Annotated in this window: 16 protein-coding genes; all 16 read left to right on the top strand. The window is 56.1% G+C overall.

From position 1 onward, the window contains the following. The first annotated feature begins 8 nt into the window (after positions 1 to 8). The 16 genes from BMY36_RS11335 (at position 9) to BMY36_RS11270 (ending at position 20,167) form a co-directional block, all read left to right on the top strand. Positions 9 to 971, top strand: a complete 963-nt coding sequence (locus BMY36_RS11335) for a hypothetical protein (protein WP_050519962.1) — start codon at positions 9 to 11, stop codon at positions 969 to 971. 23 nt (positions 972 to 994) lie between these two features. Further along, positions 995 to 2,047: a hypothetical protein gene (locus tag BMY36_RS11330; protein ID WP_050519961.1), complete on the top strand. Its 1,053-nt coding sequence runs from the start codon at positions 995 to 997 to the stop codon at positions 2,045 to 2,047. Positions 2,048 to 2,146: 99 nt separating this feature from the next. Beyond that, complete coding sequence (locus BMY36_RS11325; RefSeq protein WP_074818729.1) at positions 2,147 to 2,539, top strand: endonuclease domain-containing protein; 393 nt, start codon at positions 2,147 to 2,149, stop codon at positions 2,537 to 2,539. A 132-nt stretch (positions 2,540 to 2,671) separates the two neighbouring features. After that, positions 2,672 to 5,140 carry a DNA-directed RNA polymerase gene (locus BMY36_RS11320; RefSeq protein ID WP_050519959.1) on the top strand — a complete coding sequence of 823 codons (2,469 nt, stop codon included), beginning with the start codon at positions 2,672 to 2,674 and terminating at the stop codon, positions 5,138 to 5,140. 147 nt (positions 5,141 to 5,287) lie between these two features. Continuing rightward, a complete protein-coding gene (locus BMY36_RS19930; protein ID WP_156215194.1) occupies positions 5,288 to 5,452 on the top strand; it encodes a hypothetical protein in 165 nt (54 codons plus the stop codon). Positions 5,453 to 5,474: 22 nt separating this feature from the next. After that, a complete protein-coding gene (locus BMY36_RS20765) occupies positions 5,475 to 5,603 on the top strand; it encodes a hypothetical protein (protein ID WP_269430839.1) in 129 nt (42 codons plus the stop codon). Then, the gene (locus BMY36_RS11315) at positions 5,600 to 5,998 is read left to right on the top strand and encodes a GNAT family N-acetyltransferase (protein ID WP_139194020.1); all 399 of its coding nucleotides are present in this window, start codon (positions 5,600 to 5,602) and stop codon (positions 5,996 to 5,998) included. Before BMY36_RS20765 ends, BMY36_RS11315 begins: the two co-directional genes overlap by 4 nt. A gap of 8 nt (positions 5,999 to 6,006) precedes the next feature. Next, positions 6,007 to 6,312: a hypothetical protein gene (locus BMY36_RS11310; protein ID WP_050519957.1), complete on the top strand. Its 306-nt coding sequence runs from the start codon at positions 6,007 to 6,009 to the stop codon at positions 6,310 to 6,312. Beyond that, the gene (locus BMY36_RS11305; RefSeq protein ID WP_050519956.1) at positions 6,312 to 7,886 is read left to right on the top strand and encodes a portal protein; all 1,575 of its coding nucleotides are present in this window, start codon (positions 6,312 to 6,314) and stop codon (positions 7,884 to 7,886) included. The genes BMY36_RS11310 and BMY36_RS11305 overlap by 1 nt, the downstream gene beginning before the upstream one ends. Beyond that, positions 7,886 to 8,725, top strand: a complete 840-nt coding sequence (locus tag BMY36_RS11300; protein WP_050519955.1) for a hypothetical protein — start codon at positions 7,886 to 7,888, stop codon at positions 8,723 to 8,725. Before BMY36_RS11305 ends, BMY36_RS11300 begins: the two co-directional genes overlap by 1 nt. 23 nt (positions 8,726 to 8,748) lie before the next feature. After that, positions 8,749 to 9,708, top strand: a complete 960-nt coding sequence (locus BMY36_RS11295; protein WP_139194019.1) for a capsid protein — start codon at positions 8,749 to 8,751, stop codon at positions 9,706 to 9,708. A 240-nt stretch (positions 9,709 to 9,948) separates the two neighbouring features. Next, entirely contained in the window at positions 9,949 to 10,524 is a 576-nt protein-coding gene (locus BMY36_RS11290) for a phage tail tubular protein A (RefSeq protein ID WP_050519953.1), read from the top strand. A gap of 11 nt (positions 10,525 to 10,535) precedes the next feature. Beyond that, positions 10,536 to 12,875, top strand: coding sequence for a phage nozzle protein (locus BMY36_RS11285; RefSeq protein ID WP_050519952.1), 2,340 nt, complete (start codon positions 10,536 to 10,538; stop codon positions 12,873 to 12,875). A 9-nt stretch (positions 12,876 to 12,884) separates the two neighbouring features. Further along, positions 12,885 to 13,427, top strand: coding sequence for a virion core protein, T7 gp14 family (locus BMY36_RS11280; RefSeq protein ID WP_050519951.1), 543 nt, complete (start codon positions 12,885 to 12,887; stop codon positions 13,425 to 13,427). Between the two features lie 10 nt (positions 13,428 to 13,437). Beyond that, entirely contained in the window at positions 13,438 to 16,632 is a 3,195-nt protein-coding gene (locus tag BMY36_RS11275; protein WP_050519950.1) for a lytic transglycosylase domain-containing protein, read from the top strand. Between the two features lie 70 nt (positions 16,633 to 16,702). After that, entirely contained in the window at positions 16,703 to 20,167 is a 3,465-nt protein-coding gene (locus tag BMY36_RS11270) for a hypothetical protein (protein ID WP_139194018.1), read from the top strand. The last annotated feature ends 43 nt before the right edge of the window (positions 20,168 to 20,210 follow it).

Here is a 20,210-nt window from a genome sequence, read left to right as displayed (position 1 = left end):
GAAAACACATGAACGTCAATGAACTCGTAAACCAAGCCGCCGATGCCGACCAGTATGACGACCAGACACAGGAAACAAGCAACTTTGATGACGGCCCTGCCCCGGCTGGCTGGACCCCGGCGCGGTTCGTCGGTTATGTTGAGGTTGGCAAGCGCAAGCAAAAGCCATTCCAAGGCAAGCCCAAGGCAGACTGCATGGAAGTGCGGATGTACTTTGAGTTGAACGGGCCGAAGCACCGCCGCGAGATTGAAGTGGATGGTGTCAAGCGCACCGTCACCAACATGCAGAGCATCAAGATGGCGTTGAAGGTTGGCGACAAGGCCAGCTTCTCCAAGCTGATGAAGAAGATGGTGTATGGCCGTGAAGGCATCAAGCACATGGCGAGTATGCTTGGACAGGGCTTTCTTATCAAGATCGAACACAACACTGTGGCGAAGACCGAGGACAAGCCGGAGCGCACCTTTGCGAACATGAAGGACGCAGACGGTAACTGGTTGATCGGCCCGCCTACGATCACAGACCCGATGACAGAAGTTGTCACGAACGTCGCCGTCCCTGAGATCAGCGTGCCGATCAAGCTGCTGTTACTCAAGAACCCGACCAAAGAGCAGTGGGAGAGCATATTCATTGATGGCACCCGCACTGTGAAGGACGCCAAGGGTGTTGAGACAGAGCAATCGAAGAACTGGCTTCAAGAAGACATCGTGCAGAACATGGTCGGCTTTGAGGGCAGCGCACTGCAAACCTTGGTTTCCGGGGTTGGCGACCTGAACCTGAACCTTGATCCCGGCAAGGTGGAAACCCCGGAAGAAGAAGTGCTGGAACCCGTGACGCCCGCAGAGGCACCAAAGACGCCCGTGGAGGCGGCACCTGTTGTGGACCCAGCCGTTGAGCCTAAGCAGACCAAGCAGGACGTGAGCGGTGCTCCTGATGCTTCCCCGGCAGACATCATGGCTGATCTGGGTCTTTGACCAACCCGTTAGCTGCGTTTGGAGTGGCTGCTGATGATCTCAGCGGCCACTTCGACGCCGTGGTGTACCCTGAGCAAGTGCCGGGGCGCATTGCGCACATTGACGCCGATTTTCTGGCGTATCAAGTTTCCGCAGAAACAAAGGATGAGTTAGATGGTATTAAGCAAAGGCGAACGCTGTCTGATATGCAGGAAGGTGCTGAACTGGTCGCAACCGGACTTATGCGACTGTGTGGTGCGTCATCGTATGTCTGCCACGTCACACCAAGCGGCTCTAATAAGGGCAGCAGACCAGCGCAGGCGGTCCAACAGGAGTACCAAGCAAACCGCGCAGACAAGGAAAAACCTGAGCACCTTGATGCGGTACGGGCTTATATTGGCACTGTGCTTAATGGTGTGGTTCACCTTGAACGAGAGGCTGATGACGGGCTGGCTATTGCCAACTACAGCGCAGTAGATCGGAACCTTAGTGTCATCGTTAGCCGCGACAAGGACTTGCGCATGGTGCCGGGTCTGCATTGGTGCTTTGACACAGAGGCGCTGGTGGACGTAGTTGATACGTTCGGTAGCATCTGGGTGGATGATAGCAAGTCGAGCAAGACCTTGAAAGGCTGGGGAACCAAGTTCTTTTGGGCGCAATGCTTGATGGGTGACACAGCAGACCATATTAAGGGACTGCCTGCTGTACCCGGCGTGGTACACTGTGAGTTGCAGCCCACGCAGACCTACCTGAAAGCACAGGAACAGGTGCGCAAAGCCCCTACGCCGGAGTACATGACAGGCCCGATGAAGATCATGTACGCAGCTAGGGCAAAGACCAAGCCGTGCGGCGTTGTAATGGCCTACAACCTCTTGGCCGATGTGCATAACGACAGCGATGCGTTTGACTTGGTGCGCAGGCTGTTCGTAATGCTCCATGTGGAACACGACTATCCTTTTGAGCACTGGCAGACAAGCACCCCAGTCACACCGACGCAGGCGCTTCTGGGTGACATGCAGTTGCTATGGATGCGCCGCAGCGATGACCCACTGGACGTTGTGAAGTGGTTGAAGGAGGTGCGAAGTGGCACAGCCTAAGCTGTACAAGTGCAATATCTGTGAGCAGCGCGTCTATCCTAACGGGCAGGCTATCGTGTGCTCTACATGCGGTATGCGGTACTACCCGATTGAAGCGCGATGACAGTACGCATCAAAGCAAGCCAAGCGGTGACAGTTAGGACAACGCTGTTGAAGCAGCAGGGGTACAAATGCCCTCTGTGCGAGCAGTCTATGACCGCAGCAGCAAATAAGACGCCTGCACTCGATCACGATCACGCAACGGGCTACCTCCGCGACGTGCTCTGCATTAACTGCAACGGTATGGAGGGCAGGGTATTCAGCCTTGCCCGCCGCGCCCGTGCCAAAGGTACAGAGTACGAGTGGCTGGCCCGCTTGCTGCGCTACTACGAGCGCCACATCACACCGCAACATGGTGGTGTCTTCCATCACACACACAAGACCGCCGAAGAACTCCGCCTAGCCCGCAACGCTAAGGCCCGCGTGAAACGAGCGGCACTGAAAGCAACTTAATGCCCGCCCCCGTACAACTAAGCGCCGACTTCCTGTATCTACTCCGCTTCATTGCCCGCAACGCCACAGCGCACGCAGAGCAAGAGCGTACACAGCTAGAGGCTGTCTTTACTCCCAAAGCATAGGACCATAATGCCCACAATCCATGACCAGTTGTCATGGGAAGGAACGATGGTCGATCATGGTGTCAGCAGATACCGTGCTCAACAGGACGCAGCAATCAAGGGCGACCGCACGCATGAAACATCTGCGGGCAGTCGCCTTTTGCGTAGCTATGTCTTGCAAATCTCTGACCACATCAGCCTGTACCTAGCCGGGAAGCATCCCGATGGGCGCAGGCGTGGGAAGTACGCCAAACTCCTTGCCACCGTCAACACTGATAAAGCAGCACTCATGGCACTCAAGGCAGTCATTGCCGCCATGTTTAATCCGCAATCGTTGCAGTCACTTTGCATTAACATAGGGAAGGTAATCGAAGACGACTTGCGCTTTATGAAGTTTGAGACAGAGCACAAGGAATACTACGCGGAAATCATCAGACAGTTTGAAGCCAGAGGCAGCACGAACTACCGCTATCAGAAGCGTGCCCTTAGCCATGCACAATCCAGCAAGGAGCAGGTTTGGCGCGAGTGGCTGAAAGAGGAACAGCTAGGCGTGGGCGCTACGGTTATCGGCTTGATGATGGAAGTCTGCGACCTGATTGAAAAGAAGATCGTGAACCTTGGCAACAACCGCAAGGAAGTATCAGTCGTACCGACACAGGCTTGTGTTGATTGGGTGATGCAGCACAATGAGCAGATGGAGTTAGCGCACCCCGACAGGATGCCTTGTGTCGTCCCGCCGCAAGACTGGTGTGCAATAAGCGATGGGGGCTACTACAGCCCCGCCCTACGCAGCCGCACCCCGCTTGTTAAGATGCGCGGTAAATCTGGATCAGCACAGGCGGCATTATTTGCCACCGCAGATATGTCGAAGGTGTTTACAGCGATCAACGCCATGCAGAATACAGGATGGGAATTGAACACCCCGATCCTAGAAGTGATGCGGGAAGTCTGGCACAAAGACCTTGGTATCGGGATGCCGCGTTCCCAGCCCTACGAGGTGCCGCCCAGCCCCTTGAGCGCCGAAGACGACCCATCGGCCCTGACAGAGACAGACCCCCGTAAAGAGGCGTTCCTGAACTGGAAGATCAACGCCCGCGAGATACACATCATAGAGCGGGAACGGGTAGCAAAGAACCTTGCGCTTACCCGGACAATGCGGATGGCTGGCACGCTCACGGATTACAGCGTGTTCTACTATGTGTACCAGTGTGACTTTCGGGGCCGGGTGTACGCAGCAACCACAGGGCTGTCGCCGCAGGGTACAGATCACGGCAAGGCGCTGCTACGCTTTCACGAGGGCAAGGCACTAGGCCAAGACGGCTTGTTCTGGTTGAAGGTTCATGGTGCCAACAAATACGGCAAAGACAAGATGGACTACCCCGACCGCGTAAAGTGGATTGACGACAACGCTGCGCTTTGGTTGGCCGTGGCCGAAGACCCCGTGTCAGCCCGCGACCATTGGAAGGACGCCGATAAGCCATACCAGTTCCTTGCGTTCTGCTTGGAATATGCCGGGGCTGTTGAACACGGCGCTGCGTTTGTGTCGCACCTCCCTGTGGCGCTGGATGGTAGCTGCAACGGGCTACAGCACTTCTCAGCCATGCTGCGTGACAGCATTGGCGGCGCGGCGGTGAACCTGATCCCGATGAAGGTGCCAGCAGACATCTACCAGAACGTAGGTGATGTTGCTACTCGCAAGCTGATCGGGCTGCGTAGCCTAAACGACGAGCACCACGCGGGGGCTGTGAACTGGATGGCGCTGTTTGAAAGCATGGACCTGCCCGGTATTCCCCGCAAGCTACCCAAGCCGCCTGTAATGACCATGCCGTATGGGTCAACGCGGCAGGCGTGTACCGACAGCATCTTTCGTTGGTTGCAAGACACAGCCCCCGACTTCTTCGACAAGAGCACGAACTTCCGGCACTCCATGTACCTCAGCCCAATCATATGGGGAAGCATTGGGGAAGTGGTGGTCGCCGCTAGGCAGGCGATGGACTGGGTTCAGGAGTGTGCCGGGATACTTGCCAAGGCAGGTCATCCTCTAGAGTACACAAGCCCACTTGGCTTTCCAGTGTATCAGGCAACGTACAACTACAAGACCCGGAACATTGAAACCCAGATTTCCGGGCGGCTGTGCCTTAGCATGGCTGAGGACACCGACGAGTTGAGCGCGCGTAAGCAGCGACAGGGCAGCAGCCCGAACCTAGTACACCATGTAGATGCCTGCCACATGCAGATGTGCCTTAATGCAGGTGCAGAGGCCGGTATCACTTCCTTTGCCATGATCCATGATGACTTCGGTGTTCATGCCTGTGACATCAAGCAATGGCACCGGATCATACGAGAACAGTTTGTTAAGCTGCATGGCGACCATGATGTGCTTGCTGACTTCAAGATAGCACACGAGGAACGCCACGGTATTACCCTGCCTGCCCTGCCTGCCCGTGGGACTTTGCAGATCGAAGATGTCCTCAAATCCGAGTTCTTCTTTGGTTAACCCATAGTCCTAAGACAAAAGTCGATCTTTGTATCTGTTACAGCCCGCCGTGACGAGCGGTATGCGTAATGGCTCAAAGATCGGCAATTACCTATCCCGTCGTCCTAAGACAAAGCATCCCGATCATGGGAACTCTTGGAGGACACAATGGCCTATGCCGATATGCCGCCAGAGGATTTGATCTTGTTGGCAGCAGAGTACGTCGGTCGAGGACTACCTATTCCACAAGACATATCCCGGCAACTACCCCGCGATGTGCTTGATGCAATACAGCACCCGGAGAACATCAATGACAAGCCTATCGACGGTTAGCACACCACCAATGAATGAGCGGATGGCAAAACGGCTGGAAGGCTGGTCTTTACCTAAGCGTATGACTGCAACAAGCACGATGTACGACGTAGGTTATGAGACAGCTAAGGCTGACTTGCGTAAGGTCATTGAAGAAGAAGTGCGGAAATGAGGCAGGCAACATTAGCAGACGTTCCGGTAATAACCGGGATGGTGGTGGAGTTTACAACTGCATACTCAGACATGCCAGCTTGTCCAGATCGAACGGCAAGCTGGACAACGCACATCATTAAACACGGGGTTATCTTCCTCACGGACACAGGCTTCATCGCAGGACTTCCTGTTATGGACCCGGTTAGACCGTGGGCCGCGCTGGTTGAAACCGGATGGTACGCTCCCGGTAAAGACGGGCTGCGCCTGCTTAGGCGGTTCATCCAATACGCAAAGGATGCTGAACTTGATGAAGTCAGGATGTCCACACTAAACACTACTCCTGAACGAGCACTCAAGCTGTTGGAGCATATGGGCTTCACGCTTGCAGAGCGAAGCCATCGACTTAACCTATAGGAGAAGACATGGCACTTTTTACTGCGCTTGCTATTGGCGCGTTGGCGGTTGGGGTCGGTTCTGCCGTTATGGCTTCAAAAGACCGCAAGAAGCAACGAACGCAGCTTGCGGCTACCCAAGAGAAGCAAGAAACCGGGGCAACAGAGGCAGCGAGACTAAAGCGCATGAAGGAAGACACAGGCGCTAGGGTCAAGATCGGTTCTGTAGATGACCCGGACACTACAAACGGCGCGACCAAGAAGGGCGCAGGCAAGCGAACCAGCAGCGGCGGGGTCGTGGGTGGAGTTAGCGCAAGTGCTATTGGTGGCCTGTAATGAAGCACCCTGATCCAACCGCGCCCCATGGTGATCTGGCTATTATCTGGACCGCGATGGAGACAGAGAAGGGCGACCTGATCCAGCGCAGCGAAAACTACGCCCGCCTCACCCTACCGTACATCTGCGCCCCAGAATCATCCGCATCATCGGAACAAGATCGTGGGGCTGTTGCTATTGGCCCGCGTGTCGTTAACCACCTTGCAAACAAGGTAGTGGATACAATGTTCCCGAAGGACCGCCCGTTCTTCACCGTGGCGCTGACACCGGAAACCCGCAAGAAAATATCTGAGGAAGTCGGCACCGAGAACGAGGCAGCGTTTGCTGAGTTGGTGCGTACTGAGACAGCAAACGTCGAGCAAGCAGGTATGCGCAAGATGGGTCTAACCACCTATCGCCCTGTGGCAGTTGAAGCTGTGAAGCACATGATTATCACAGGCAACACATGTATCCGTCGCTTTGATAGCGGATCGCGTACAGCGTATGGTATCAGAGACTACAGCGTGCGGCGCACTATCGAAGGCGCTATCACAGAGGTTATGCTGCGCGACGGTAAGAAGTTCGGCAACCTTGATGCGGCTATGCAGAAGATGGTGCTGGCAGATCAGCCCGCGCTGAAAGAGGATAGCCCCGTCGTATTGCTCACGCATTACAAGCTGGTTGGTAAACGCTGGCGCAGCGCGCAGGCAGTCAACAACATCGCAGTACCGGGCGTGCGGTTCTACACACCGCGCAACCTTCCTGTGCTTGTGCTTGCATGGAGCCTAGCCCGTGGCGAGAACTATGGCCGGGGTCTGGTAGAAGACAACATCAACTCCTTCCATAACATTGACGTGTGTTCAGTGGCACTGGTGGAAATGATCGGTGTCATGGCCGACATCAAGTTTCTTGTCGATCCCGGATCAGGGCTGGACGTAGAAGAATTGAACAACTCTCCTCGCGGTTCCTACCACGCAGGCCGCAGGGATGACATCACTACCCCAGAGAGCGCACGACGCCTAGAGATCGGTGTACTTCGTGAGATCATCATGGGATGGGAGCGCGAGTTAGCGCAGGCGTTCTTGCTGAACAGCAACTCTGTTCGGGATGCCGAGCGCATCACAGCAGAAGAAATCCGGTTCATCGCTAACGAGTTGGAGAGCGCCTTTGGTGGTCTGTACTCCCGCCTAGCGACTGAGTGGCAGCAGTATGAGGCTGAGTATGTTGTGTACTCTATGGACTTCGCAAAGGAAGTCGGTGGGGCTGTAAACGATGTATTTGAAATCCTTATCACGACCGGGTTGGAAAGCCTGTCGCGGCAGGGCCAGCTTGCAAACGTGCGTGCAGCAATCGCGGACCTTCAAATGCTGGAAGCAGTACCAGAGGAAGTTCGTAGCACGATCAACCCCATGAAGTTTGCATCGTTTGTGTTCACCAACCACGCAGTCAAGTTCGTTGAGTTCATGTTCACGCAAGATGAAATGAAGCAAAACAGCGAACAAGCAATGCAGCAGCAGCAGCAACTCGCTGGCATCCAAGCTGATGCCAACGTCAGACAAAAGGCAGGCGAAGCCGCCGTAGCTGAGGAAAGCTAATGACCACACCAGAAGATAAGTCACTCGCTGTACAAGGCGCAACCGAAGATACAACCAACGGTACGTCTAAGGACATTGTTGGCAACACGCCGCCCGTCGCAGACACCAACGTAGCGCCCGTCAAGCCGACGGATGCAGAAGCCGCCGCAGCAGCCGCAAAGCAGGCCGTTGATGACGCAGCGGCAGTAGCCGCAGCTAAGGCTGAGGACGACACCACGGCAGAAGACAATCCGCTGGACACCGACGCGTGGGGAACCACAGGCGACCCCGCTGGTGATGCAGTCATGGAGATCATGCAGAACGCAGGCATGACCCCGGCTGATGCAAAGGCCATGATGTACGACGCCATTACAGCAGGCGACGTTACCAAGGTGGATCAGGCGGCGCTTATCGAAAAGGTAGGCAAAGCCCGCGCGGCGCTGATCCTTGCAGGCACCGAAAACTTTATCGGGAAGCAGGCAGCAAAAGGCGCGTCCATCCTGAAAGACGTTCACGGCAGCGTGGGCGGTGAAGACAACTGGAAGCAGCTTGCCGCGTGGGCAAAGACAGGCGTACCGGAAGCGGAACTGTCTGAGTATCGCGGCATGATCGACGCAGGCGGCGCACAGGCGCGGTTTGCCGCACAAGAAATCCTTGGGCGGTACAACGCCGTGGACAGCAACAACAGCATCGGTGACGCGGCCCAGATCACGCCCGACACCAACGCGGCCCCGGCGAACCGCCAGCTTACCCGCGCAGAATACTACGCGGAAACAGCCAAGGCAAATGCCAAGGGCGACACCGTAGCAATCAATGAAATTCAGAAGGCCCGTGAACGTGGCCGCGCCGCTGGCATCTGACATCCCTCTAGGAGCACTATAATATGGCACTACCTACCACTTCCGCCCACCTGTCGGACCTTCCAGTAGCAGACATGATCGAACAGTATGGCGGCGCAGTTGATGCACAGTTCGCCAAGTCTTCGATCATGCGCAAGATGGTTACTGTGAAGCCTGTTCGCGGCACCGACACGCTTATCAACCGCCGCGTCGGTCGGACCACGCTGACTGCGCTTACCCCCGGCGTGCGCCCAGACGCATCCAAGACTGAGTTTGGCCGCGTGTCTGTTACTGTTGATACTGTTGTGCTGGCCCGCGACAACCGTTCCATGCTGAACGAGTTTCAAACAGACTTTTCTGCCCGCGACGAGTTGGGCAAAGACCACGGCAAAGAGCAGGCCAAGTTCTTCGACCAAGCCTTCCTGATCCAAGCCATCAAAGGTGCATCCCTTGCGGCCCCGGCGAACCTGAATGGCTCCATCGGCGCAGGCAAGAAAGAAACCCTGCTGGCTTCAAACGATCACCTTGACCCCGATTTGCTGTACAAAGCAATCACTCGCATCCTGATTGCCATGCAGGAAGAAGACATTGACACCGAAGAATGTGCAATCCTTGTGCGCCCAACAATGGGTGAAGTGCTGCTGAACAACGACAAGCTGGTGAGCCGCGAGTTCTCCCCAGATAACTCGAACTTCTCGCTGGGTAAGATGAAGTCGATCATGGGTTCCCCTCTGATTTCCACAGCGCGTATCCCGAACGCCGCAATCGCAGGCCACAAGCTGTCCAACGCAGGCAACAGCAACGCATACGACGTGTCGGCGGCTGAGGCCAAAGCAGTGGCAGTCATCATGCACCCTGATAGCTTGCTGGCTGGTGAAACCATCCCGCTGACTTCCGACGTGTACTTTGACAAGATCGAAAAGCAGTGGTTCATCGACAGCTTCACCGCCTTCGGTGTGTCGAACCGCCGCCCTGACGTATGCGGCGTCGTCAACCGCTTCTGATCCCTAATCCGGTTGCGCTAACTATAGCCGCCCTGCGGGTCACACCAAACAAAGTAACCATTCGCGTGAAATAATAGCGGGTGTGACCAACAATTCCACAATCACCGCCCTGTTGTGCCTCATGGTGCAGTAGGGCGGTTTTTTTTTTTGTTCATCAAACTACCCTCCACGCGGGCGAATACCTTGAGTGGCTATCACCGCGCACCCCGGAGGGTGTCTTCATGCACAAAGGAGTGTACCATGCTTACGGAACTAGAGATCGTAAACGACATGCTGGCCGCAACTGGTACAGCCGCAGTATCTACTGCAAACACATCACACCCCGCCTACAAGAAGGCGTACAACAAGCTAGTCAAAGAAGCCCGCGTCATGCAGGGCAAAGGCTGGTGGTTTAACCGCAGCGTTCGGATGTATCGACCTAATGTTGCCGGAGAGGTCATCCTGCCATCCACCACGCTAAACGCAGACCCCACCAACACCAACCTAAAGTACGTTGTTCGGGGCGGTAAGCTATACAGCATGAGTAGCGGAAGTCACGTCATTGGCCACGAGGTCGAGGTGGACGTGATCGAGTTTGTTCCTATTGCAGACATGCCGCCTACAGCACAGGCGTACCTACAGGCCCACGCAGTCTACATGTTTTACCTAGACGAGAATGGCGGGGAACCAAAGCTAAGTTCCTACCTACGGCTAGTGCAGGACTCACGCGCCGCGATCATGCGCGACCAGCTACAGAACAGTGATGTCAACTTCTTCAAGGGGGCGTCCTATAAATCATTCGCCAGACCGCAGACAATGCGCAGGCTGTTGAAGTAACGGAGATCACTATGCAGAGTAAGTCACTAGGCGCGTTGCTACAGGGCGTAAGCCAACAGCCCGCACACATACGCCCAGAGGGCAAGCTAACCTACCAGTTGAACACGCAGAGCGATGTTGTCCGTGGCCTTACACCCCGGCCCGGTCTGCGGGAATTGTCAGAACTGACTGGTCCTGCTGGCCTGCAATTTATGCGTGCGGAGGTCGCCGGAGAGGCGTTCCTATTGGGCCACAGGGCGGGCGTGCTTAAAGCGTGGCGGCTGCAAACAGGCGCAGTTGTCCCGGTGAACTTTCAAGACGCTGCCGCCACGGCCTACGTTGGCGAACAGCTTGCAAGCAATGGCTATGACGGGGTGCTGTATGTCGCAAACCGTAACGTCATCACCGCCACAAACCCCATCCCGGATACATCATCTGTCATCACCAATCAGGGAACAGCGTATTGCCTTGGTGGTCTGTTTATCAGGAAGTATTCTGTCACGATCACCTACGCTGATGGCGCAGTTGCGGTCGGTACATATACCACGCCACTAGGCACAGTTGACGGTGACGCATCCAAAACGACAAGCACTTGGATCATGCAAGAAATTCGCACATCCTTGATGGCACACGGCGCGTTTAAGGCGGGCACTGCTGTCGTTCGACACGAGGGCCTTCTAAAGATCACCGCGACGGGTGCGTTTACGCTGTCCTCCTTCGATGATGAAGACGGTACGACCATGCGATCCTACACCGACCGGGTAGAGAATGTCGCAGACCTTGCCGAGACTGCATCCCACGGCACGCTAGTTCGTGTGACAGGCAATGATGCAGGCGGGGAGGACGACTACTTCCTTCGCTTCAACTCAGACAGTACAGACACTCTTGGTGCAGGCTGGCCGAGTGCAGGGGTGTGGGAAGAATGGTACGATCCTACAGAGGTGACAGACTTTGACCTTAGCACCATGCCGCATGTTTTGCGATACACTGACGGGGAGTTCCACTTTGAACGCGGGACGTGGGAAGGGCGGCGCGTAGGTAACGAAGAAACCGTGCCTATGCCGCCGTTCATCGGGCACCCTATCAGGGACATCGCCAGCTTCCAATCCCGGCTGGTGTTTGCTGCGGCTGCGGCGGGCATCGTTTGCTCCCGCACCAAGTTCCCTGTGGACTTCTTCAAGAAGTCAGCCACCGCGACCCTAGCGACTGACGTTATCGGGATGCTACCACCGAGTGATACCACTGTGGAACTCGACTGGATTGTGATGTTTGACCGCGACCTTGTGGTTATGTCTGATCCTGGGAAGGGGCAGTTTATTGTATCGGGGGCGGCAATACTAACGCCCAGCACTGCGTCTATGGTGCAGACCACCGCCTTTGAAATGGACGGGGGTTCCCGCCCGGTTGAGACAGGCAAGACCATTGTGTTTCCATTCCAAGCCGGGAAGTATTCTGGCCTTAACGAGTTCTATACGAACGACGAAGTTTCCACAAACGGCGTTGAAACGCTTACGGAAACAGCCGACCGTTACATCATAGGGGCGGTCAACCGTATTGAGTGCAGCACAAACTTCAACCTGCTTCTGTGTACAACGACGCACGCACCTACATCAAATAAAGTGTGGGGCTACAAGTACCTGTGGCGCGGGACAGACAAGGTGCAGAGCGCGTTCTGTGAGTACGACTTCCCTGATCCCGTAGCTGCGTTCTTCTTTGATGGCAGTATCGTGTATATTATCATGTGGCACGCACTACACAACAACTACACGCTTAACGCTATGGACCTAGATACCCCGGACGACGACGTTACCATGTACCCTATTTGCCTAGACCGGGCGAAGACTATGACTGTGGTTGAGGACACCGTGGTTCTGCCATTCCCCAACGCATCGTTTGTGCAATCCACAGGCTGTGTGTCTATCGGGGCGCAGGCCGACCCAACCGCCACAACAGTTGGTGGGTTCACGACCTACACGTTCAACTCTGGTGACGCACCACCCGGTTCCAGTGTAGTAGCGGGCATTAAGTTCCGCAGGTCTATTATGCCCACCATGCCCTTCATACGAGATAGGGATGGGGCCGTGGTAGCTAGGGCGCATGTTGTGATCGGATCGTTCTTTATCGACTACGTTGACGCAGGCGCGCTGGATGTAACTATGAAAAGCATCTACCGCGAGGACACCGTGTTTAGCGTTAGCTTCTTTGAGCAGGCTGATGATCCTACCGTGTCAGCGGTTGGGCTACGCACTGGTACGCTGGAAGTGCCGTGGGGTGAGCGTGCGGATTACTCGTCCATTGAAATATCTTCTGACGACGTTCGCCCAGCAACCATCCTAGAGGTGAAATGGGCGGGGCAACCATTCAAACCATAGGAGGCCGTAATGAGCCTGATGTACGCCCAGATGGGCATGTCTATCATAGGGGCGGCGAACTCCTATGGGGCAGCAAAGCACGAGAGCAAGATGGCCCGCATGACGCAGGCTTACAATAACAAGATGGCCGACATCAGCCTTGCGCAAACCAAGAACAATCTCACGCGCACTGAGATCAACATCCGGGATGCAGGTGTTCGTGCCTCAGAGGCAATCCAGTTGCAGGCACTTGAAGACAGCGCGATGGCAAGTGTTACAGCAGCACATGCGGGAGCAAGTGGATCATCGGTCGATGATACCATGCAGAGCCTCACCCGCAGTAGACTGCGCGCCAGTGGCGCCTTGAAGTACCGCTTGAAGCAGCAGGGCGCAGAGAACCTGAACAACCGTCGCAATGCACAAATGCAGGCTGTGTATGGTCGGGATGTATCCCCGATCTCAGGTCCGTCGGTATCCGCAAGTTTGCTTGGTCTTGGCGTGTCCATGCTGGACATCTACGACCGCAACACTCCATCCGCTCCCGCCCCTTCCCGCAACACCCCAGACACATAGGAGATAGCCCATGACCAAAGGATTGCCCACACGGGCTACTCCCGCCGACAACCTTGCAGGCCAGTCGGAAATGCAATCAGTTGCGCTACAAGGGCCGGGTGTATCCCGGCCTGCCCCTATCGTGGTGCAGCGCAGCGCCATGACTGATGTGACCGACCAGCTTGTAAAGTGGGGATCAGAACGCCTTGCCAAAGAGAGCACTAAGGTCAACGAGGCCGCGTACCTTGAGGGCCAGATGGCCTATCAGCAGGGCGAGGCGATGGAAAACATCAAGATGGGCGGCAACAAGTGGGCGCTGGAAGGCTATCGCGTCATGGATAGCCAGACCATTTCATCCAGCCTGCTTGCAGCCCAACAGGAGGAAATCTCCCAATCGGGGTACGCCCTATCCCCAGAGGACTTCCGGGCAAACTACAAGGCGCGCGTGGACGGGCTGTTGGAGGGCAAAGACCCCCGGACCCAGAAGCTAGTCCGGGAGCAGATGCTTACGCAACTGCCGACGCTGGTGGGGGCGCACACAAAATCGCATATGGAGTACAAAGAGAAGAAGAACTTTGAAAGCCTTGAGCGAACCATTGACGTTGTGAGCCGTGACCCGACCGCTGTGGGGCAGCTTGTGTCTTTTGCCAAGGGCGGTGAAGGTACAGCGTCTTCGGGCCTCAGTGCCGAGCGCAGGCAGGCTGCGGTGGTATCTGGTGTGACCCGTGCGTTTGCCAACGACAATCCGCTGGCCTATGCGGCGCTGGCCGGGGCGGGCCTGCTTGATGAAATGTCTGAGAAGGACGTGAACGCTATTCGCGGCGCACAGGCAGCCTTTGAAAACCGCCGCCGTGGTGAGTACAATGATGCCCTGATCCAAGGCGAACGTGCAATCATGGATGCAGTCGAGTTGGGGCAAGACCCCTCGGCGGCAGCAGAAGAACTCTCCATGCTGTATGCAGAACACGACATCACAATGAACATGGCCGACGCGGGCGCAGTTTACTCCACAGCGCACACGACCAAGCGTGCAGACAACCGGGCAAACGCTTCTCTGTATGATGAAGCATCCCTCCGGGGCGACTGGCAGACTACCGCCAAGATCACTGAAAGCATCATGGTTCACTTCGAGAGTGGTGGCAGGGCCGACGCAGTATCCCCAGCGGGAGCCAGAGGCACGCATCAGGTTATGGACGGGACGAACTCTGATCCCGGCTTTGGTGTTCGGCCTGCACAGGACAACAGCGCAGAGGAACGCGCACGAGTAGGCTCCGACTATTGGGCCATGTTGCATAAGCGGTACAGCGGCGACCTAGAGGCGGTGGCTATTGGCTATAACGCTGGCCCCGGCAACGCGGACAAGTGGTTGGCAGGCGGGCGCGACTACAGCGTGCTTCCAAAGCGCAGCGAAACAGAACCTTACGCCAAGAACATCATGGCGGCGCTTGGAAATTGGAAAGCACCTACGGGGGCCGACCGGGCAAACATTGCACAGCAGCGCCTTAACAACACCCGTGAACGCATGGCGATGGAGACATTTGAGGCGATGCAACCGGAGTTGTCGAACCTCGACAGCATCTTTGAGCGCGGCGAGATCGACAGGGACGAGTGGAAGCAGCGCCGTGAAGACAAGTATCAGGAGTACGGTGTTGCCCGCCAGCAGGCCGACGTAACGCACGAGATCGGTGTTGCTGAGGGCGTGGAAACAGCCTTGCTGGCAAAGCGCGACAAGCTGGCAGAGGATGGCGCAGCAGACGACCGCATCAACGCCATGACCAATGCACAGGCAGACCTGTTCACTCAGCGCGCGCAGTACAACGATGTCGTGAACAATCCAGCAAGCGGACCCGGTGAGGTAGCTGCGGCCACGGGGCAGTTGCGGGTGGCGAGGCAGGAGACTTTCGACAAGTACGACATTGCTGTTGCTGATCGCGGGAACACCGCCGCAGAGGAAAAGATGTTCACGCAGATGCAGACCAGCTTGGAACGGAACCGAACTTGGCGGGAACAGGAGGCAGAAATTGCAGCGGCTACTGCCGGAGGCTATGTGTCGGAGTTACCGAAGGACTTGCAGGCACGGGCGTTTAAGGGCGCGCAAGACCGTATTGTAAACGAGCACTCAGAGAATGAAGCAGCAGGGCGATACACAGAAGGCCAAGGTAATGCCCTTATTGCAGAGGATGTAAGCGCGTTCTATGCAAAGACGGGTATGGTTGATCCCAAGGTAGCGCGGCATATGTCCGCAGCTATGCGGGGTACTGTGATCGACAAAGATGGCAACCCTAATCCTGCTATCGTGGATGTGGTAGAGCAGTACGCGCAGTTGAAGGCTATGAACCCGCGTGCAGCAGACACTATGCTGGATGAAGCAGGGCGGGTACTCGCTGAGGGTATCCTAACCCGCAGCAGCGACGGTGGTGCTATTGCAGAGGGCGTGCGCCTAGTCGGTGTGGACCTCTTGGGTAACAAGCGCGTGGAGGACGTAGATGACTTCATGGCACGACCAGAAGTAATCAAGCGGATAGATATGGTGTCTCGTGCTTTTGTGAATGATAGGATGTCAGATGACATAACATTCACTTCCTCGAATTTGGGAGACAAAAGCGCCGCAGATCGGATGGCCTTACAATCCCCGGATGTCCTAGACGTGGTGTCCAATGAAGTATCTGTTGAACTTGAGAAGATGCAGCGTATTTCCCCGAATATGCGGCCTGATGATATGGTAGACGCAGCGTTTGCTAAGGTAGAACGCCGCACAGAGGTCATCGGCGGGCAGGTTTTGCACATGGGCATTGACGTGCGAAAAGCCATGTTCGGTGACAAGGCCAATGACTTTAAGCATCCCGGCGACGTGAACTCCGCCGTTATGGACTATCTGCGGACAGACGCTATGCGGGCACGCCACCCGTTTCTTAATGAAACCGTCGGCACCGAGTACATGCCAGAGTGGCTACAATCCACAGCAGGGGCTATTCTTGCTGCGCCTACGTTACTGTTTGGCCCTGACCTTGGTGCAGGCTGGACACCCTCTATGGGGTTGAAAGCTGCACTAGATGTAAGTGCTACAGGTGTACGCCCGTTTGACGTGTATCCAGCAGCAGACGGCAAGAGTGTTGTTGTACAGGTATCCCTGCCGAACGGTGGTACGTCGGAGCCTATCACTATCTCGCTAAAGGACGCAGGCGACGCCGCCTTAAAGAAGCATCGTCAGCGCCTTACTAAGTAACTACCAACCCACCCTGCCCCGGCTGTATCTCAGGATGCACGCCGGGGCTTTTTCATTTCAGGAGGTCCATGTGGACAACGAACAAGACAAGCTATTCCCGCCCATGCAGGATACGCAGTTTTCCCGTGCCGCTGCTGAAAAGCGCAAGCAGGGTATGCAAGATGGTGCTGTCGGTGACATCGTTAACGGCTTCAAAGAGACTGCCGCCTATGCTGCGCACACGATCATCAAGGACGAGGCGGTGCCACTTGCTATGGATATGTCTGGGGTAGAGAACCCGGCTGACATCCCGGTGGTTGCTGCTATTGCTGGCATGGGCCTGTCCTTGCTTGGCTTCCGTGGGGGTGAGAAGGATTACGACAAGGACGAGAAGTTCGATGAACTCACGAAGGGCATCCCGTATGAGTTTCAAGATGAGATACTAGAGAACGACAACTTTTCTGCGGCGCTGCGGTCGCGGGAGCGCATTAAGACAGACCTGAAACGTGCAGAGCGCGTGGGCAATCAGAACAGCGCGCTTGGCGTTATCGTCGGCGGGCTGGTGGATGTAGACCTCCCCATGACCGTAATGAGTGGGGGTGCGTTTGCGTCAGCCAAGGTAGCCCGCACTGCCTTGAAGGCGTCAAAGGCTATCGGACTTAGCCCGCGCGCTGCTGGCAGGCTGGCAGGCACAGCAATGGGCATCAACGCAGGCGCACAGGCCGGGGCGCTGGTCGGCGCTGCGAACAGCTACATGCGCGAGACACAGGGCTGGGAAGAAGCCGTGAACATGGCGTTTGGTGCCGCTGCGCTTGGCGGTATGATGGGTACAGCGTTCAGTGGTGCAGGCGGAATCACAAAGAAGGTCGCCACCGAGGAAGTGATGGCCCGCACGCGACCAGACTTCCGGGCAGCGCAGGAGGAATTTCACAGTAACATCCGCACAGATCATCCAGCGCACAAGCAAGACCTTGACGTAGAAAGCATGATCGACACCGCAGATAACATCGCCCCGGAAATGATGGACAGCACAAAGCAGTCAGCAGAGGATTACGCTATTGCCTACGCGCAGACCGCTACCCCTGATGGTTCAACTGTGGGGGCAGCAAGCATCAAGCCACCAGTGCAGCCAACGGGTCTTGTCGATCCGCTGATGTCGATCACGCCAACCAGTGACGCTATCCACAAGGCCACGCGCGACTGGCGCGATCAATCCGGCTGGGGCGCACAGAAGCAGGCAGAGGACACCGAGTGGTTTGCTAGGGTGGCAACATCCAAGCTAGGCTCCTTCACCACGCAGAACTTCACCGAACTGTACCAGAGCAAAGCAGCAACCGCGAACTACCTTGCAGGCACAATCTTTGAGAGTGCCAGTGGGCTTGGTCGGGGCCGCGCAACAGCAGCTATCCTGATGGAGAACTACACCAAGCGCGTGCAGTCCCACCTTGCCCGTGAAGTGGAAAGCGCCACTACCAGCTTTGCGCGGGAAGCAGGCGAGACATGGAAAGGCACAGGCTATGGTGCGTCAAACAAGGCCAAGGTAGCGTTTAACCGGGAAGTCATGCTGGAAATGAACGACCGCCTGCATGGTCGCCAAAGCAAGGGCCGTAGTATCCATGTGCTGCGTGCAGCAGACCAGTACGACAAGGCAGGCGCAGAGGGCGTTACTATCGGCAAGGGCCGCGAGGGCCAGACTGCTATGGACGGGTTTGAGGACATTGAAGTGCGGTCGGGCTACACCCCGTATGCACATAACGGTGCCGCAATCCACGCCGCAGAGGTATCTGGGCGAACCACGCGCAAAGACATCATCGCAGCCTACACCAGCGCGTACCGCGCAGCCGGTATGAGCAACCGCAAAGATGCAGGCGCAGTTGCTAAGGCAGTTATCCAGCGTGCGCTTGCGCGCGAGGGTGACGTAGACGTTAGCCTTGTGTCGTTGCTATCCGGTGACGGTAAGCAGTGGCTAGAGGAAAGCCTTGAGAAAAGCGGGATGCCTGCACCAGAACGGCAAGCCCTGATGGACCGCCTTATTGGAAAGCAGGGCGAGAAGTCGAAGGAGGGCTTTGCCAAACGCCGCAATGACATCGACCTGAATACCCCCATCCGCACTACCGATGGATCGGAGTTAAAGATCGTGGACCTCTTGGACAATGACATGCACAAGACTTGGCAGCGATACAGCCGCAGGCTTGCGGGTAGTGCAGCGTTGTCACGCTTTGGTATTACAAACCGGGCGCAGCGTAAGGACTTCATTACAGCCTTGCAGGCAGAACAGCGTGCGTTGGGTGAGGTGCCTATCGAAGCGGGCAAGCTAGAGGCGATGTTCTCACACTTCAACGGCGGGCCGATTGCAGGGTACTTCGGTGGCGCAAAGAACGAGGGCGTAGGCGACTTGCTGGCAACAGTGAAGCGCCTTACCAACATCGCGCTGTTGGAGAAACTAGGTATCACACAGCTTGCAGAGACAGGCGTACAGATGGCCCAGAACGGAATATCCAATTGGGTAGTGCGCGGGCCTATGGCTATCTTCGACAAAGAGTTGAGGGCTGGCAACAGGCGTCTTCTGGACGACATGGCGTACTTTACTGGACAGATCGGGGATGACCACAGGCACTTCGCACAGTGGCTTGACCTTGATGACGTAACTGACCGCGACAGCGCAACGTGGCTAAAGGGCGTGAGCAAACTTACCTCTAACGCTCAATGGGTGCAGGGATACACGTCACTGTTTAATTCCGTGCGTTCGCACCAGCAGACTACGGCTGCACTGGGCGTTGCGGACAAGGTAATGCGTACCATCAAAGAGAGCGTAGACAAGGGTGAACCTATCCCGGAAGCCACGCTGTTTAGGATGCAAATGGACCTAGGCTTTGGGTATAAGGACGACATCAACACTGTTATCATGCTGATCCAAGACGGGACCATTGAGTTCAATACAACCGCTAAGGGCAACGTCTTTGTCAACAAGCTGAACATGGATAAGTGGGATGTTGCCACCGCAGAAAACTTCGGTGCGTCGATCACGCGGAACGTGAACCAGCTTGTGCAGAAGTCAATGGCTGGGGAACAGGACGCATGGATGCACACCCAATGGGGATCAGTAGTCACGCACTTGAAGACTTTTCCACTACAGGCAGTGCAAAAGCAGGTTCTCCGTAATGCGCGGCATATGGACATGCAGAATATCACTAACGTCATGTACGGCATGGCTACAGCAGCCGTGGCGGTAATGGTGCGCGACACGCTTGATGGTCGTGAGCGTAGCACGACAGACCTTGCTAAGTCGGCGTTCAACTACTCGAACATGACAGGCTTTATACCGATGGTGCTTGACCCGGTTCTTACGATGGTCGGGCTAGAGGACATGCGGTTCAACCGTTACGGGCCGTACACCGACCTAACCCCCCCGATGATTAAGGTTCTGAACGACCAGCGCCGCATCCCCGGTGCTATCATCGACACCGTGATGGGCAACGCAGACTGGTACGATAAGCAGGCGCTAAAGTCGCTACCGTTCGCAGGTACAATCGGTATCAGCAGGGCGTTCGATTAACATGCGGCGGGGCGGCTTTATAGCTGTCCCGTCGTCCTAAGAC

This window comes from Pseudorhodobacter antarcticus (genome assembly GCF_900110135.1).
GTDB lineage: Bacteria > Pseudomonadota > Alphaproteobacteria > Rhodobacterales > Rhodobacteraceae > Pseudorhodobacter > Pseudorhodobacter antarcticus.
Note: the sequence above shows the minus strand (reverse complement) of the source record. Positions and strands in the feature narration are given on the sequence as shown.